Below are 15,490 nucleotides of genomic sequence, written 5' to 3' on the forward strand. Positions count from 1 at the left end.
CGGGATCCGCGTATGGATCGGTCGCGGATGAGGCGCGAGTGCAGCAATTCACGCGCGCCTCCGGACTTATCTTTGCCGAGGCAGATGGAAGGCCTGCCTACCAGTTATAGCGTATGCCGAGCGTGCCCTTGACGGTATAGTTGTCGCCGGCGCCCGCGGAGAGGGCGGTGGCATAGTCGGCCTCTCCATAAGCGCTCCAGGCATCGTTCCAGGCATAGGTGCCGCCCAGCCCGACCTCGCCCCACAATCTCTTGTTCTGCTGTTGCACCGAGACGTTGGCTACGTCGATCTTGGTGCCCTTCACAAACTGATAGGAGAGGTTGCCGATACCATAGACCTGCAGGCGGTCGGTCTTGTTGTTGGCGTTCTGCCAGCTCGAGAGATGCTCGATCCTGACGCCGATACGACCCTGCAGCGAGTTGCCCTCGCCCAATTCTTGCCTGGCACCGTTGACGTCGGTGAATTTTTCGAAATCGACGCTCGAATAGGCAAGCTGCGCCTGCGGCACCAGCGCCCAGCCGGAACCGAGATCCATGCGCTTGCCGGCCTCGATGCTGGCGGCGCCAGACCATCCCTGGTTATTGCCACCCGGCTTGTTGGACAGGCTCGAATCGTACCAGGTGAATTGGGCGATGGCATCGGCATAGAAGCCATTATTGCCGAGCCAGGTCAGATTGGCGCCGATGCCGTAGCCCGTCGTCGTGATCTTGCCCTTGGCTCGCGCCGCGAGCGTTGCGGGGTCACGGGTGATGTCGATGTCGGCGCGCGCGGTGCCGATGGTGCCGTAGGCACCGAGCGTCATCGTTCCCGTGGCGGACTCGTAAACAGCGCCCTCATAACCGGCCTGCATGAAGCCGAGGCTTTGCGTGTAGGACGAGCCGATTTTCGGATCAAAAGACGAATATTGCCCGCCGATACGCCCCCAGGCGCCCTGGCCATAGATCACCGGGCCGCCATTGGCATAGACGCTCGCCTGTTCGCCACTGACTCTGCATTTGAAGTTCTGGGCCGGATCCTTGCACCAGATTGTCTCCGGCGGAGCGCCGTTCGGCCAGACCCGGTTTCCGGTGCGCTGCTGCAGCGTACCCAGCGTCGCGAAGCTGAAATCGCTCAGGATCTGCGCATAGGGCAGAACGGTCTGCGTCGACTCGTTCAGGCCGACATTGCGCAGGAACCAGTTCTCATCCGTGGGCGTACCCGTATCCGGATCAAGGCCCCCCCTGAACAGATTGTAATCGTAGGCGCCCGCGGCAACGGCTCTGGTGAGATGAAAGGCGTCGGTACTCGTCGTTCCGCCATTTATCACGTGCACGACCTCGATGCCGTCATGGATGGTCGCCGCGCCGGGGCCGCCATTGTTGACAATGGTCAGGGCCGTCGAGCCCGTCGCCGTGCCGCCATCGATCACGATCTGGTCCGACGGCGAGCCATCGCTGCCCAGATAGGTATTCAGGACAACCGTGCCGATGGCGCCCCCCGTCCCTCCGACGAAATTCGACGTCGTCAGCGTCTTGTAGGCGCCCCCCGAAGGCGGTGTGAAGACGATCAAGCCGGTATTGTTGGTGGTGCTGGTTCCGGTGCTGTTGACCGTGGAACTGGCCGTCATGTTCCAGGTGCTGTTGGCATCGACGGTCATGTTGTCGGCATTGATGGCAACGCCGGTCAATACGCTGGACTTCAGCGTTGCATTGGCCCTGGCGCCCACCTCTCCCACGACGTTGCCGGTCATCGCCATGTTGGTGAAATTGCCGCTGGTGGTGCCGCCCAGGGCGTGCACCAAGATGCCGCTGCCCGTGGTTGGAGCGACCCCCGTCAGATCGGCGACGACGTTTCCTGCCGTACCGCTGATCAGATCGCCCGTGGCGCTCAGGGAGCCACCGGTCATCGTCACCTTGCCATCGCCCGTGCCCAGAATACCCGACGAGTTGTTACCCCCTGCCGTCACAGCGGTATTGGTCGTGGTTATCTGGCCATTCCCGGCGACGGAGAGGCCCGCGGCTGCATCCGTGGTGACGGTGGACGCATCGATCTTGACGACGCCTCCATTGCTCCCCGCTCCTCCCGCGTCGGCCAGGGCGCCGAACGCCCCTGTCCCATGGGTCGCGATCGTCGCATTCGTGGCGTCGATTTCACCCGTCACCCCCGCGTGGAGACCTGCCGCGGCCGTGCCGGATGTGTCTACAATCGTGCCGCCGGTAAGGGTGACCTTGCCACCACGAGCGGCCCAGACGCCATCAGCGGCCCTGTCAGTCTGGTTGCCTTGGGTGAAGATCGTGCCGCCGGTGATGGTGGCGATACCGGATTGGTCAGCCGCGACACCAATGGCACCGTCGCCGGTCGTGGTGATGTCGCTGTTCGTGGCCGTCAGCGTACTTCCAGTCCCGATGATGTTCGCTCCATTGGAATTCTTGCCGACATCGGCCTGGAGATAGAAGCCGCCGGAGTCCCCAAAGCCACCTTTATAGCCCGTGGTGACCTCGCTGCCGGTTACGACGATATTGCCGCCCCCCGCAATATTCAGGCCAGCGGCGGAGGGGCCAGTCGTGCGGACGATGGTATCCGTCAGAATGACATTGCTGGCCGTACCATTGCCGTCGGTCCCATCAGCCACCGCGCCGGCTGATCCGGTCTCATAGGTGAAAATACCGTAGCCCTTGAAGTCGATCGTGCCCCCCGCCTGAGCCACTGCGCCAGCACTGTTCGCACCATACGTGGTCACACTACTGCCATCGTTGACTTCGATCGTGCTGCCGAGGCCTTGGGCGACGAGAGCGGCCGAGTTATCAATCAGCGTTCCGTGATAATTGCCGGTCACGACAGCGCTGTTCCCATTGAGCGTGCCCGTCCCGCCGTTGGAAACGATCATCCCGGCACTGTTATTGCCATAAGTATTTATATAGCTATTATTCAGAATTAAGCTGCTGTCGGTATCTGAGACTTTCGCTCCCGCCGTGTTGTCTGCGCTAACGTATGCACTCAAAATGTTGAGGGTGATCGAACCTTTTGAATCGACGACAAGCGCTGAGCTGCCCGCGCCGTCAGTTATAATGCTATCGCTCTGACCTGTAATGCCGGTCATCTCAACGGTTCCACCGTTGGCCGCATAAACACCATAAGCGTTGACACCGCTTGTGACCACCGCTTGGACCCCGGTATCCGGCGGGACCTGCACTCCGTCGAAGTTCATATTTACATTGCTGCCAAGCCCGGTGGCATAAATGCCATGGCTGCCGTCGCCCCATGTATAAACGACTGCGCCAGTTGTTTTGATTTGACCGCCACTATCGGCGTAGAGACCGTAGCTGTTCGTTTCATTCGTAGTGACTTGGGCGAAATTGCTACTGGTTTGGTATATTCCATCGGATTCCGGCCTGCCGTTCAGGACAATGGTCCCACCGTCGGTCGCATGGGCACCGGAGCCGGGACCACTCGATTCCAGATTGACCTGGATGCCGGTGTATTGGCTTCCTGCGCCGGAGACGTTGACGACGTCCGTAGTGCTGCTCGACCGATCGAAAGTACCGATTGCATTCGAATCGACGCAGCTGTTGCCGGAGGAGATGTTGAGCGGCCCTGACGCCGGGGCGCATTGGGCCAGGGCCTGGGACGGCATCGCAGCTACCGCCAACATCGTCGCGAACAGCGCGCTCTCTATAAATAGCGCTCTGGAACTACACCCTTGAAGCAAGTGGCGAAGCACCGATGTGCGCCCTGCCATCCGCGCCGATCCGCCGCCCTGCGTCCCGCATGTCATGTTTATACTTGCCCCCTGGATTTCCGAACGCGAGACGGAAAAGAACGCTCTAATAATCGCTCACGCGATTACATCGATAGCACCATGCCGAAATATAACGCTCTGTTTGTGAAATACATCTGCCTGTTGTTTGTAGTTTTTTTGATGATGATGCAAACATGCAACAACCCCTTTACACGAAAGAGAAAGAGAGTGTCATTTAGCGACAGAATGTGCCAGTCATCGCTTGCTCCACACTCTAATCACAGGTACTGGAACATTAGCTTTATCTTAACGACGTCAGGCCGCCTTGCTCATGGCAGGCCTTGAACACGAGCTTGTTTTCAAGCGCGCCGGTCTCGCCCTGGATCCTGGTTGCCGGCGACAGCCGCCATCATTGCCATGCCGTCGGGCCCCGTCGAACGCAGATCACGGCACCTGGCACCGCCTCGCCGGACCGTCTGTGCACCATGCGCGCAGCGACCCCGGTATCCTGCCCACTTGATCTCACCCTGCGCGAGCCGAAACTCGTAGTCCTGAATTCCGCCCCACCCAGCAGGGGCAAAGACCATGGCTGGATCGCAACCCGAGATGCCAATGTCATCGGTCGAGGAGAACGCCGCAATCCTGTGGCAATAGGCAAGCCGATGGAAGCGACCTCGGCCCATCTCGATCCATCGACGTCTTCCACATATTCCCCAATCGGGCTTTGGCCGATGCCTTCGCCCGAGCAGCAACGGGAGGCTTCTCCACGAATCCCGAGGATGTCGAGCGCGAAGAAGCCCCTATGGGATGTCGCGGCGTTGAAGGATATGACTCCAACTCGCGAGAACATTCCCGACGCAGCGCAAGAAATCAGAATTTATAGCTGACCCCGAGGGTCGCGGTGGTCTGATCCCATCCAGACTTCACAGATCCCAGCGGCGTATCATATGTTTTCTTACCGAAATCGGTGTAGCGCACTTCTGCACGACCGATCCAATTTTCGGCAAATGCGTATTCGACACCCGCACCGGCAGTCCAACCGACATGCATCTCGCTTGAGCTTCCACGAATGCGCCGCAAATACCAGGTATTGTCAATGACAAGCAGTTTATAGCCCGTTGTCGAAAGTTCGGCAGAACCTGTGGCGATGCCGCCTGTCGCATAGATAAGCAGATTGTCGATTGCGTAACCCGCACGAAGGCGGGCCGAGGCCTGCCACTTGCTGTCGAGTGAGAGGCTTCCCGTCCCCACCGATCCCTTGAATATATGGCGTCCCTTGACATCGGAATAATCAACGTCGCCCTCGATGCCGAGGACAAATTGGTTGATCTGATAGTTGTAACCGGCATGAGCGCCGCCCACGAAGCCGTCAACGTTGAATTTGTCGGCCATAATCGACCCGACATTGGTCACATTGACACCGCCGATTATTATGACGCCGCCGCCGATGGTCCCCCCACCGCCGGTGGGGGCCCCACCGCCGAAATAACGGCTTTGATTGTCGTTCTCGCTACCCCAGCCATAGCCGGCATGAATACCGACGTAAGGACCGGACCAATCATAGGCCATAACGAGGGGACGGGGAGACGGCTGGGATGGCGAAAGATCCGCAGCGAAAACGGAAGTGGCCGTCGTCGCCAGCAAGACGGCAAAGATTGCACTGGTATGATACACGGAACGCATCGAAATCCCCCAAAAAAACCGCCCTTTACTCTTATGGGTTTATCTGAAATTTTGCTGTGATATATATGCAACATTGTAGTAAAATTTAGTATAAACTGACTATACAGATCTCTATTTTGACGTTTACTTTCAAACGCATACACATAATGTCACTATATGACATAAAGTTATTTTTTGCTTTAGGCGGCATTAACCAAGATGGAGGCGGCCGCGAGGGCGATGATGGCTTGGAAGTTTCGCCCTATTCCGGCTGCCAGCTCCGGGCTGTTGAAGAGAGCCCTCCAAACAGGGCGGCTGTTATCACTCGCATGCCAAATGAGAGGATTTTTGAGATGATGCAGAGTGGCTTGTTGGGAAGGAGCGTCCGATTACGCGCCGCTTGGTGAAGCCGGCGATGCTGGACGCGCTCGCAGCTAGAAAGCCTGGAAAACATCTGGCTCCGCACATCATCATCGGAGCGAATGACTTCTGGCAGACGGGCAAAGTTGGGAATGAAGCCGCAGGTGCCCATCGGGCACTCCTGCCATCAACTTCCCCGCAATCCGGAGGTACTTTTTAATTACAGAAAGCAGGCTTGTTTTTTTCCTATTCGGCGAAAGTGAAACCCTGCCCGCGGATTGCGTGCAAGGGCAGGAGCATGTTGGATTTGTTCGCTCTCCGCCGCAGGCGGCTTACGATAGTGTCAAGATGGGCATAGTTAAAATCATAGATATCCGCGCCCATGGCTTCGACGAGCGCACGCCGCTCGACGGTGTTACCGCGTTCCCTGAACAGGCATCCCAAGAGAAGCTGTTCGGAGACAGTCAAGCGCAGTCGGTGGCCCAGGCCGTCAATGAGTGTCCACCCTCCTTCCACCAACGCCCATTGCGGGATTTGAGGAGAAGGCGGCACCTTACGATGCCTGTTGACGCGATTGTGGACCGCTATCACGGTAGCGGCCAGTTCCCGAACATCGACGGGCTTGACGAGATAGGCATCTGCGCCCTTCTCAAGGCCGGCAACTCGGTCGTCGACAGACCCCCGCGCCGTAGCCATGACGATCCCGATCGATTGCGACGCTCGCAAATGGGCCGCTACGGACAGGCCGTCTTCGCCCTTCAGGCCAATGTCGAGGACAACGATTCCGGATGGCATGGCAGCATAGGCCCGGTACAAGGCCGCAGCGCTGCCAAACCCATGTACGTTCAAGCCCAGTCTGGATAGGCCGAATACCATCTCTTCGCGAAAATCCTCATCGTCATCAACAAGATAAACGAGAGGGGCGATCGCAATATTGCCTTGCGTAGTCTCCTGCACGGACATCCATCCACCTTCCATACGACACCCAACGCCCTCCGTTGGAACGGCACGCAGTTGAAACAAACCGGGCAAATTTGCGGGAAAGCTCTTCACGTCCTTGATGGTTCACACCACCCGCTCGCCCTGCCCGTTGGTCTGGGGATGGTTGGGTAACAAGGCCGCCCGCGGTCCGCCTCTCGCTATGCCCGAACAGACTGCGGTCGGGGCCTGCGGAAATAGCTGCCGGTCTGTCAGTTGTCTTTGAATGGGGGCGACATACGGATTTTCCATTGCGGGATTGCAGAATTTGATCAGCGCGACCGCGGGTCGAGCTCCATTCCACGTTCCGTTTTTATGCCCAGGAGCGAAGCACTGGCGCATCGGATGTTCATCCGATAGACGGCGTTTTTGGTTGAGAATCCGTCGCCTCGTTGTAATGATGCAACAGTTGTTTTAGCTGCGGCTGGCCAACAACGATTCTCGTCTCTCTCACTGCTATGCTATGCTGAACTCCACAGACTCCTTTGAAACCCGGGCTTCGGAAGTAGAAGACCTCCCCTCCATCGACGAGATATCGGCGCTCATCGGCACGATTTATGATTGCGCTCTCGACCCAGGCCTGTGGGAGTCGATGCTGGCTGGCATCAAACAAATGTTGCGCGCCCACAATGCCTCGCTGACCATGATCGACCTGGTTGGCGGCAGGGCCTCGCTCATCAAGACCATCGGGATCGCCCCCTATTGGCTGGAGCGCTTTCAGCTCTATGGAGAAGAGATGGCATCCTGGGAGCGCCTGCCGGCCCTCCGCGATATGCCCATCGACGAACCACAGGTGTTTTCGCGCCATCTCACCGCGGAGATCCAGTCGCAATCACCGATGCTTAAGGAATGGGGCGAGCCACAGGGCATCGTGGATTCGATTGGGTTGACATTGATCAACAGCCCGACCCGGCAAGCCCATCTCGGCCTCAACCGCCACAGGGATGCCGGCATCTATACCGACCGCGAGGTAACGATCGGACGAATATTGGTGCCGCATATCAGGCGCGCTGTAACGATCAGCGATCTTCTGGATATGAAAACCGTGGAGCAGCAGGCTCTCGGAGCAACACTCGACAGCGTGACCGCCGGCATCGTTATCGTTGCGGGCGAAGGGCGCATCATGCACGCTAATGAAACGGCGCAGCGCATGCTCGATGCGGGATCGCCGATCCTGTCTTCCGGCGGATGTCTGGCCACGGCCGACTCTCGCATATCTGAAGAACTGCGCAAGGCCATTGCGATGGCCCAGGAAGACGAAACGCAACTTCCGGAGGCAGGGTTGGGTGTGCCTCTCGGCAAGGCCGACGGGATCGCAGCCATCGCTCATATCCTGCCACTCGCCCGCGGCCAGCGCAGAACAAGGCTCGTGCCCCAGGCAACGGCTGCCGTCTTCGTCGCACTCGACGCAACCCCGCTGCCGACCGACCTCGGAGCTGTCGCCCGCATGTTCGGATTGACGCCCGCCGAGATACGTCAGCTCGAGCAATTGATAGGGGGCGCGACACTCCGCAAGGCGGCGGCAGCGCTACAAGTCAGCGAGGCGACCGCCCGGACACATCGCGAGCACATCTTTGCCAAGATGGGTGTATCGCGACAGAGTGATCTCGTTGCGCTTGTCAGGCGCCTCGTCCCGCCGGTCCGCCGGCCCAACGGCCGATAACATCAAGGGGAAAGCAGAGCGCCCGCCCATGCGCGGTGACGCTCTATCGCCTGCTGCAGGTTTCGTGGACACCGAGATTTGGCGGGCGGTCTCCAAGCGCGACACCATCAGATGGCCGAGCCAGACAGGTAGTGGCCGGGTGTGGCCCCGCCTTTCAGGCGGCGACTGCTTCGAATTGATCCTTGAGCCGAAGGGGGGATCGAAGGCAACGCAGCCCTGCCGCCTTTGCATCACACGAACCACTTCGCCCCCGCCCAAAGTCGTGACCGCCGCGCCCAATGATTTGGGGGGCCCAGCATCGCTTAGACATGCCATTTGATACATCGATCAGCCTGTTCAACGCGGTTGTTGAGATCTCGGCTCTGGTGAATGCGAGTCGGTTCCGGGGGTCTCCCGGATCTACCCTGCAGGCGGTTCTCCGTCTGGCTTCCGTCAATGACAAAGCGATCAGGTCGGCCATGGCGGCTCAAGGCCGTTCGCAAGAAACATTTGGCGGCTGGCAGGCCGCGATGCTCGCTGAACCAGAATTCGACTGTATCGCCGCCTGCGTCGATCGCTCGATAGAATATATCGAACGAGGCCGCGGACCTTGATGTAGGTCTTGCTACTCCGCGCTACCCTGCGGGTCATCCATATGCCATTTGGCTCTGACAGCGTGCTTGTGCCGGTCGAGGCGCTCCAGCAACAATGGCGAAAAGTGAATGACCCAGCGATGGATCGTCGAATTGTCGATGGCCTTTTGGCCATCATTTCCTTCAGATCCCGCAAACTCAACCCGTAGGCCAGATACCAACGTACGCAAGTCAGGAGCACCGGTCGGTCGAAATGACGGCCTTTCAACCTCATGAAATACGCTTCTCAGATGAAGACGCTTTCATATCAGGCCTACATTCCCAGAAAATCTAAAACACAATCAATTTTATTTGAAAAACCCTCGCAATACATATGTATTTCAGATTCTTATTCTCCGTTTTTATTGATAGATATATTTATATTTCATAATATATAAGATTTTTTTAGAATTCAAGTTTACATAATGGAGATACACACGCTCTCTATTCGGGAAAAGTAAAACCAAGCCCGCGAATAGCATGCAAGGGCAGAAGCATGTTGGATTTTCTAGCCCTCCGGCGCAGGCGACTTACGATGGTATCAAGGTGGGCATAGTTGAAGTTGTAGGCATCCTCACCCATGATTGCGGCGAGCACGCTGCGCTCGACGGTGTTGCCGCGCTCCTTGAACAAACATCCCAAGAGGCGCTGCTCGGAGACGGTCAGGCGCAGGCGGTTGCCCAGGCCGTCAATGATTGCCCAGCCCCCTTCCACCAGAGCCCATTGCGGAGCTTGAGGGGGAGCCGGCGCCTCACGGTACCAGTTGACGCGATTTTGGACTGCCACAATCGTGGCAGCCAGTTCCCGAACATCGATGGGCTTCACCAGATAGACATCCGCGCCCTTCTCAAGGCCGGCAACCCGGTCGTCGACAGCCCCTCGGGCCGTAGCCATGATGATCCCGATCGGCTGCGATGCCCGCAAATGGGCCGCTATGGACAGGCCATCTTCGCCCTCCAGGCCAATGTCGAGGACAACGATTTCAGGAGGCATCACGGCATAGGCCCGGTACAGGGCCGCGGCGCTGTCAAATCCATATGCGTTCAAGCCCAGTCTGGACAGGCCCGACACCATTTCTTCGCGAAAATCCTCATCGTCATCAACAAGATAAACGAGAGGAGCGCTCGCGACGTCACCCTGATTAGTCTCTCTTGCGAACATCGACGTCCCCCGATGTTGGAATTATTCAGCCTTATCGTTATGAATACACTCTACGTTTGCCGCATATGTCCGGCGATATTATCGTTTTCTTACTCGCCAAGGATTTCTGACATTCAAGACACTCTGATTGTCTTGACGCCTTCCAAACGCGGCGCTTGTTATTAGTGCCGCTGATACGACGAACGTTCGCGCCACCAATCCTGCGTCTGCAGTTTCCAATAGGTGAGCTGCGCAACCGACAGGCCCGCCAGACCGCCGGCCCAAACCAGACCGAAAGGCGCGAACAGCATGTACCGATCGGATTGCCCGAGGATGGCTTCCGCGATGACCTTGCCGCCAATTGCCGTGGTGTTCAGGCCGTGGCCGCCAAATGCGGTGCAATACCAGACCCCCGCCTGCAATCGGCCGATCTGAGGCATGAGATGCCTCGCATAGGACATCAGCCCCGACCAGGACGTTTCAATTCTGAGATCGGCAAGTTGCGGATAGGTATTGGTCATCTCACGACGCAACTGGGTCGCCAATGCAGCGGGTGAAGCAACCCTGGTGGTGATCCGGCCGCCCCATAACAAGCGCTTCCCGCCGTCCACCACGCGGTAGTAATCACCGGCTCGCCTGCTATCGAGAACTGCGTCAGTAGTCGTTATCGCGTTAGCAATGAGGTCCGGCTGCTCTTCGGAAAGCATCACATAGGTGGCGATCGGCAGATAGGCGCGCTTCAACTGTGGAACCAGTTCCGTTGTGTAGCCCCCGGTCGCGATCACGACATGCCGCGCCTTGACCTGGCCGTTGACGGTGCGAAGTGTTTTTTCTGGCCCAGACAGGTCGGCGGATATTGCACTGCTGGATTCGAACACCTTCCCGCCTAGGCGCTCGATTTCTCGAGCGATCGCGCGCAGATAGTTCAACGGGTGCATGTGAAAGGCCCGTGGGTCGCGCAAAGCCTGAAAGTAACGATTCGAACGAAGAGCACTTCGCACTTCATCCGGCTGCATATATTCGACGGAATAGTCGAACTCCCGTTGGAGCTGTTCGGCCTGGGCCCTCAATTCATCGCCATTTTCATGGCGCGAAACGCTCATTATTCCATGGATGGGGGCGGCCGAGGCGATGTTCAAATCGTTGATCGTATCGCGGACGAACTTCATGCCTTCGATCGACAACCTATGCAACGCGCGTGCCTTGTTCTCTCCCACAGCGCGTTCAATGGCAGCCTGTTCATTCGCATAGCCTGGAAAGACGAAGCCGCCATTGCGACCCGAGGCGCCCCAGCCGATGCGTTGCGCCTCCAATACGGACACGGACTGCCCGCTGCGCGCCAACTGTAGCGCGACGGTCAGGCCGGCAAGTCCTCCCCCAACGATGCAGGTATCGCACTCGACGCTCTCACGCAGAGCAGGAAATGGCAGATCCTCAGTGAGAGTTTGCCTATAGAATGTGTCGATATAACCCATTTTCCAGGCCTTCCTATCAAGTTTGTAGCGGCGACAGGCACTGGGCTCCGAAGTCGAGCCGGCCGGGATAATCTTCCTGTCGAACACATCGGACCCGCCATTTCTGCGCAGGCGATACGATTGGTTTGAATGAGTATGCCGTGGGGACGCAGAGGAGATTGGCCTTCTGCATCCCCACAAGTACCCTGCAAGCACTCGCGACGACGGCTAGCTGCCGTGCCGCGGCATGATCAGGCAGGGTACCGGCGAGTTCTGGGCGATCTTGCCGGATTTCGAGCCGAGAAAGACCCGCGCAATCGGCCCGAGGCTGCTCGAACCGATCACCAGGATCTCGGCGCTGGCCCAGAGCAGGGAGTCAAACGCCGACTTCCAGGTCTTGCCGTCACCGATCTCGCTGGTGAGCTGGATCGCGCCGTCCCAATCCGCCGTCATCTCGTCGAGCGTCACCTGGGCCTGCTCGCGCATGGTGTTGGCGACCATGTTTTCGGCATCGTATCCCGCCCCGGTGGGGTACATCTGCTTGTCACGCACAATCAGGGTGACGAGCCTGAGCGGCACCTCGAAAATACCGCACAGCTCGGCGCTTTTTCGCACCACGACCGCCGAGGCAGGCGAAGGCGAGAAGGCGCAACTGATACGCCTGACGACACTCCTGGGATCGGGTAGATAGCCGCGGGGCGCGATGGCAATCGGCAGATCGGCCGAATGCAGCAGCCCCGTCGCCACGCTCCCCTCGGCGAAGCGCCCGGGCGGCGCCGAGCGGGACGAGCCCACGACGATGCAATCGGCGCCCATGTCCTGGGCGGCCCGCAGCAGCCCGTCACGCGCGGACTTGGCGGGAACCGCGATGAAATCGGCATCGACATCGCTCGATATCGATGCCTTTGCCTTTGCGAGCGACTTCTGCGCGTTCTGCAGGACAAACTGCGCATATTCGGCGTCGACCCGCGCCAGGGAGGGCGGCCCCCATGTCTCGGGCACCACGGTGACCACCGTGAGTGAACCTTCGCTCGAGCGCGCCAGGAGGGAACCGAGCGCCAGTGCTTCACGACCGCCCTGATCGGGCGACAATCCCACGATGTACCTCATTCCGCAGCCTCTGGCGCCATGGCTTCAAGCCTGGAGCGCCGCATGGAGTAGCCAAAGTAGACCAACGCTGCGAGCACCAGCCAGGCGCCCGTCACGGCGAAAACCGTCCAATGCAGCTGGAAGATCAGATAGAGGCAGCTCGCGATGCTCAGGATCGGCAGGACCGGGAAGAAGGGAACGGTGAAACCCCGCGGCATGTCCGGGCGCTTGTAGCGCAGGATGATCACACCGGCCGAAACGACCATGAACGCCGAAAGCGTGCCCATGCTGGTCAGGTCCCAGAGCATGTCGGACGGCACGAAGGCGGCGATCAGCGCGACGAAGATCGACACAAGGATCGTGCAGGCCACGGGTGTCATCGAACGCGGATCGACCCGATGCAGAATCGGCGGCAGCAGCCCGTCGCGCGAGATGGCAAATAGGATTCTGGTCTGCCCGTAGAGCGAGATCAGCGTGACGCTGAAGATCGAGATCACCGCGCCGGCTGCCAGGATATTGGCCGGCCAGGCAGCGCCGGTGATGTTCTGCAGGATGGTCGCCAGCCCGGCTTCCTGGCCCGCGAAATCATCGGGCTTCTGTACGCCGAGACCGGAAAGCGCCACGAGAATGTAGAAGCCCGTCACGATGACGAGGGCGATGATGATGGCAAGCGGCAGGTTGCGCTTGGGATTGACGACCTCCTCGCCCGCCGTCGACACGGCATCGAGACCGACGAAGGTGAAGAAGATCGAGCCTGCCGCAGCCCCGATCCCGACCCATCCGTGGGGCGCGAACGGGGTGAGGTTCTCCGCATTGAATGCGCTACCCGCGATCAGGATGAACATCGTCAGAACGGCGAGCTTGATCAGCACCATGATGGTGTTCGCCGTTGCCGATTCCTTGGATCCGCGCAGCAGGAGGATGCAGCAAAGGCCGATCAGGATCACAGCCGGCAGGTTGATCACACCTGAACCCTCGCCACCGAACTTCATGGCGTAGGCACTGCCTCCACTCGGGTCGATGGTGATAGGAGCGTGTGTCAACCAATGAGGAAGGCCGAATCCGAAGAGATTCTCGATGAGTTTTTCGACATATTCGCTCCAGCCCACCGCGACCGCCGCGCCGGAAATGCCGTATTCCAGCACGAGGCACGAGGCCACGAAGAAGGCGACGCCCTCGCCCAGCGTGGCATAGGCGTAGGAATAGGAGGATCCCGAAACCGGGATCATTGAGCTCATCTCTGCATAGCACAGCGCCGTCAAACCGGCCGCTATGCCCGCGATCACGAATGCGACGATGACTGCAGGACCCGCCTTGGGCACCTGTTGGCTCAGCACAAAGAAAATACCGGTACCGATAGTGGCGCCGACACCAAACATCACAAGCTGGAATAAGGTGATTGACCGACCAAGTGTAGCGTGGTCACCGCCGCCTCCCGATGAGTCAGAGATCAGCCGTTCTATGGGTTTTTTTCTCAGCAGACGATTAGATAAAGACTGTGTATTTTCCATGTAATTCCCCTTTTTATTTTATTATATGTGGACTCTTGGCTTCTTATTTATTTTTGTAAGTGGTATTTTTATTTATTTGAACAAGCCTCTCCATTTTCGGAAGCAGATGCATCCAAACTTCAATAGGCTTGTTCCGATTGTCAGGAAGCCTTAGCCATCAGTCATACGAGAGGATCGAGCGCCTCGTAATTGACTGGGGCCTTTTGGCTGCGCATGAACTTTTGATCGGATATACCGGTGTTGCTATAAAGGGATTATGCATCCATATAATTATTATGCAAGCGCATAATTAGCGAATTTGGTCTCATGCGCTTTGGAAAAGAGAGGTTAATGATGGCTACCTCGTTTCGGCGGGCTCCCGACTTCGATCGTCGTGCGGATCTGGTGGACGCGACCCTCGACTGCATCGCCGAGTTCGGCATTCAGGGAACAACCGTGCGCTCTATCGCGGCTCGCGCTGGCGTCACCAACGGACTGATCCGCCATCACTTCGCATCGAAGGACAATTTGATCGTCGCTGCCTATCGCCGCACGATTGAAATCATCACGGAGCCGCCGCTTGCCGTAGCCTCCTCGGAGGGGCCGCCACATGACAAGATGTGCCGCTTCATCGCGGCAAGCGTCAGCGGGCCAGCCGCCGATCCCCGCGTATTGTCGCTATGGGCAGCTTTCATCAGCCAGGTCCACCTCAATCCCGACCTGGCAGAGGTGCGCCGAGAGAAATATCTCGCCTGTAACGATGCCTGCGAAGCACTCATCGTCGATGTGCTGACGTCCGAAGGGCGCAATCCCACTGTTTCGGAGCGTCAACGTCTCACGACCGCCGTCAACGCCCTCATCGACGGGTTGTGGCTGGAATGCTGCCTCGGTGCCAAGGAAATCGATGAAAGCCAGCAGATCAAAATCGGGCTTCAGTCCGTGGCAAGTCTCCTGGGAGTGACATTTCCCTGAGAGCCTTCTCCGATTGGGGTCATTGACGTCAAGCTGGGTGTGCAAAGGTTCGAGAGCCTGCGTCAGTTCATAGGATATCGCGGCCTCGTTCCCGGCAAGCGATCGACCGGCGAGACAGGCAGACGGGGTGGCATCACCAAGGCGGCGAATGGCCGCTTCCGCCATAGGCTAGTCGAGAGCGCCTGGACCTGAAGTCATGCTCCGACGGTCGGCATGAAGAAGCCATTTCGGTGACGAGGCCGAAACGCCCGTCTTCCGTGCCGATGAGAAACCCTGGGGATAGTCAAATGCAAAACTGCCGCTGCGACGGGGCCCCCGCCCTCCCTTTGATCACGCGGACGCGAAACGGCTGC

The 15,490-nt window shown here is 58.5% G+C and carries 10 protein-coding genes and 1 pseudogene; 3 read left to right on the plus strand and 8 right to left on the minus strand.

Going from position 1 to position 15,490, the window contains the following annotated elements; translation table 11 throughout:
* Window positions 1–97 precede the first annotated feature (97 nt).
* The 3 genes from BA190_RS17940 to BA190_RS17955 form a co-directional block, all read right to left on the minus strand.
* Window positions 98–3,613 carry an autotransporter outer membrane beta-barrel domain-containing protein gene (locus BA190_RS17940; protein WP_162275135.1) on the minus strand — a complete coding sequence of 1,172 codons (3,516 nt, stop codon included), beginning with the start codon at window positions 3,611–3,613 and terminating at the stop codon, window positions 98–100.
* A gap of 975 nt (window positions 3,614–4,588) precedes the next feature.
* On the minus strand, window positions 4,589–5,401 hold the full coding sequence (locus BA190_RS17950; protein ID WP_068290307.1) for an outer membrane protein: 813 nt from the start codon (window positions 5,399–5,401) through the stop codon (window positions 4,589–4,591).
* Between the two features lie 585 nt (window positions 5,402–5,986).
* Window positions 5,987–6,703 carry a response regulator transcription factor gene (locus tag BA190_RS17955; protein WP_068290308.1) on the minus strand — a complete coding sequence of 239 codons (717 nt, stop codon included), beginning with the start codon at window positions 6,701–6,703 and terminating at the stop codon, window positions 5,987–5,989.
* A gap of 478 nt (window positions 6,704–7,181) precedes the next feature.
* Between BA190_RS17955 and BA190_RS17960 the strand changes: the two genes are divergently transcribed.
* Entirely contained in the window at window positions 7,182–8,381 is a 1,200-nt protein-coding gene (locus BA190_RS17960) for a helix-turn-helix transcriptional regulator (protein WP_068290309.1), read from the plus strand.
* A 154-nt stretch (window positions 8,382–8,535) separates the two neighbouring features.
* Here BA190_RS17960 and BA190_RS35370 read toward each other — a convergent pair.
* The 5 genes and pseudogenes from BA190_RS35370 to BA190_RS17985 all read right to left on the minus strand — a co-directional run bounded on the left by BA190_RS35370 (window position 8,536) and on the right by BA190_RS17985 (window position 14,186).
* Window positions 8,536–9,227, minus strand: a pseudogene (locus BA190_RS35370) (IS6 family transposase).
* Between the two features lie 209 nt (window positions 9,228–9,436).
* Window positions 9,437–10,153, minus strand: a complete 717-nt coding sequence (locus BA190_RS17970; protein WP_068290312.1) for a response regulator transcription factor — start codon at window positions 10,151–10,153, stop codon at window positions 9,437–9,439.
* A gap of 161 nt (window positions 10,154–10,314) precedes the next feature.
* Window positions 10,315–11,607 carry an FAD-binding oxidoreductase gene (locus tag BA190_RS17975; RefSeq protein WP_068290314.1) on the minus strand — a complete coding sequence of 431 codons (1,293 nt, stop codon included), beginning with the start codon at window positions 11,605–11,607 and terminating at the stop codon, window positions 10,315–10,317.
* Window positions 11,608–11,814: 207 nt separating this feature from the next.
* On the minus strand, window positions 11,815–12,696 hold the full coding sequence (locus BA190_RS17980) for a universal stress protein (protein WP_068290316.1): 882 nt from the start codon (window positions 12,694–12,696) through the stop codon (window positions 11,815–11,817).
* Window positions 12,693–14,186, minus strand: a complete 1,494-nt coding sequence (locus BA190_RS17985) for an APC family permease (protein ID WP_068290318.1) — start codon at window positions 14,184–14,186, stop codon at window positions 12,693–12,695. The genes BA190_RS17980 and BA190_RS17985 overlap by 4 nt, the downstream gene beginning before the upstream one ends.
* A gap of 330 nt (window positions 14,187–14,516) precedes the next feature.
* On the opposite strand from BA190_RS17985, the gene BA190_RS17990 reads away from it, so the two are divergent.
* Both BA190_RS17990 and BA190_RS35375 read left to right on the plus strand, forming a co-directional pair.
* A complete protein-coding gene (locus BA190_RS17990; protein ID WP_068290320.1) occupies window positions 14,517–15,137 on the plus strand; it encodes a TetR family transcriptional regulator C-terminal domain-containing protein in 621 nt (206 codons plus the stop codon).
* Between the two features lie 39 nt (window positions 15,138–15,176).
* A complete protein-coding gene (locus tag BA190_RS35375; protein ID WP_371260341.1) occupies window positions 15,177–15,329 on the plus strand; it encodes a transposase in 153 nt (50 codons plus the stop codon).
* Window positions 15,330–15,490 lie beyond the last annotated feature (161 nt).

The organism is Labrys sp. WJW (assembly GCF_001676615.1).
GTDB lineage: Bacteria > Pseudomonadota > Alphaproteobacteria > Rhizobiales > Labraceae > Labrys > Labrys sedimenti.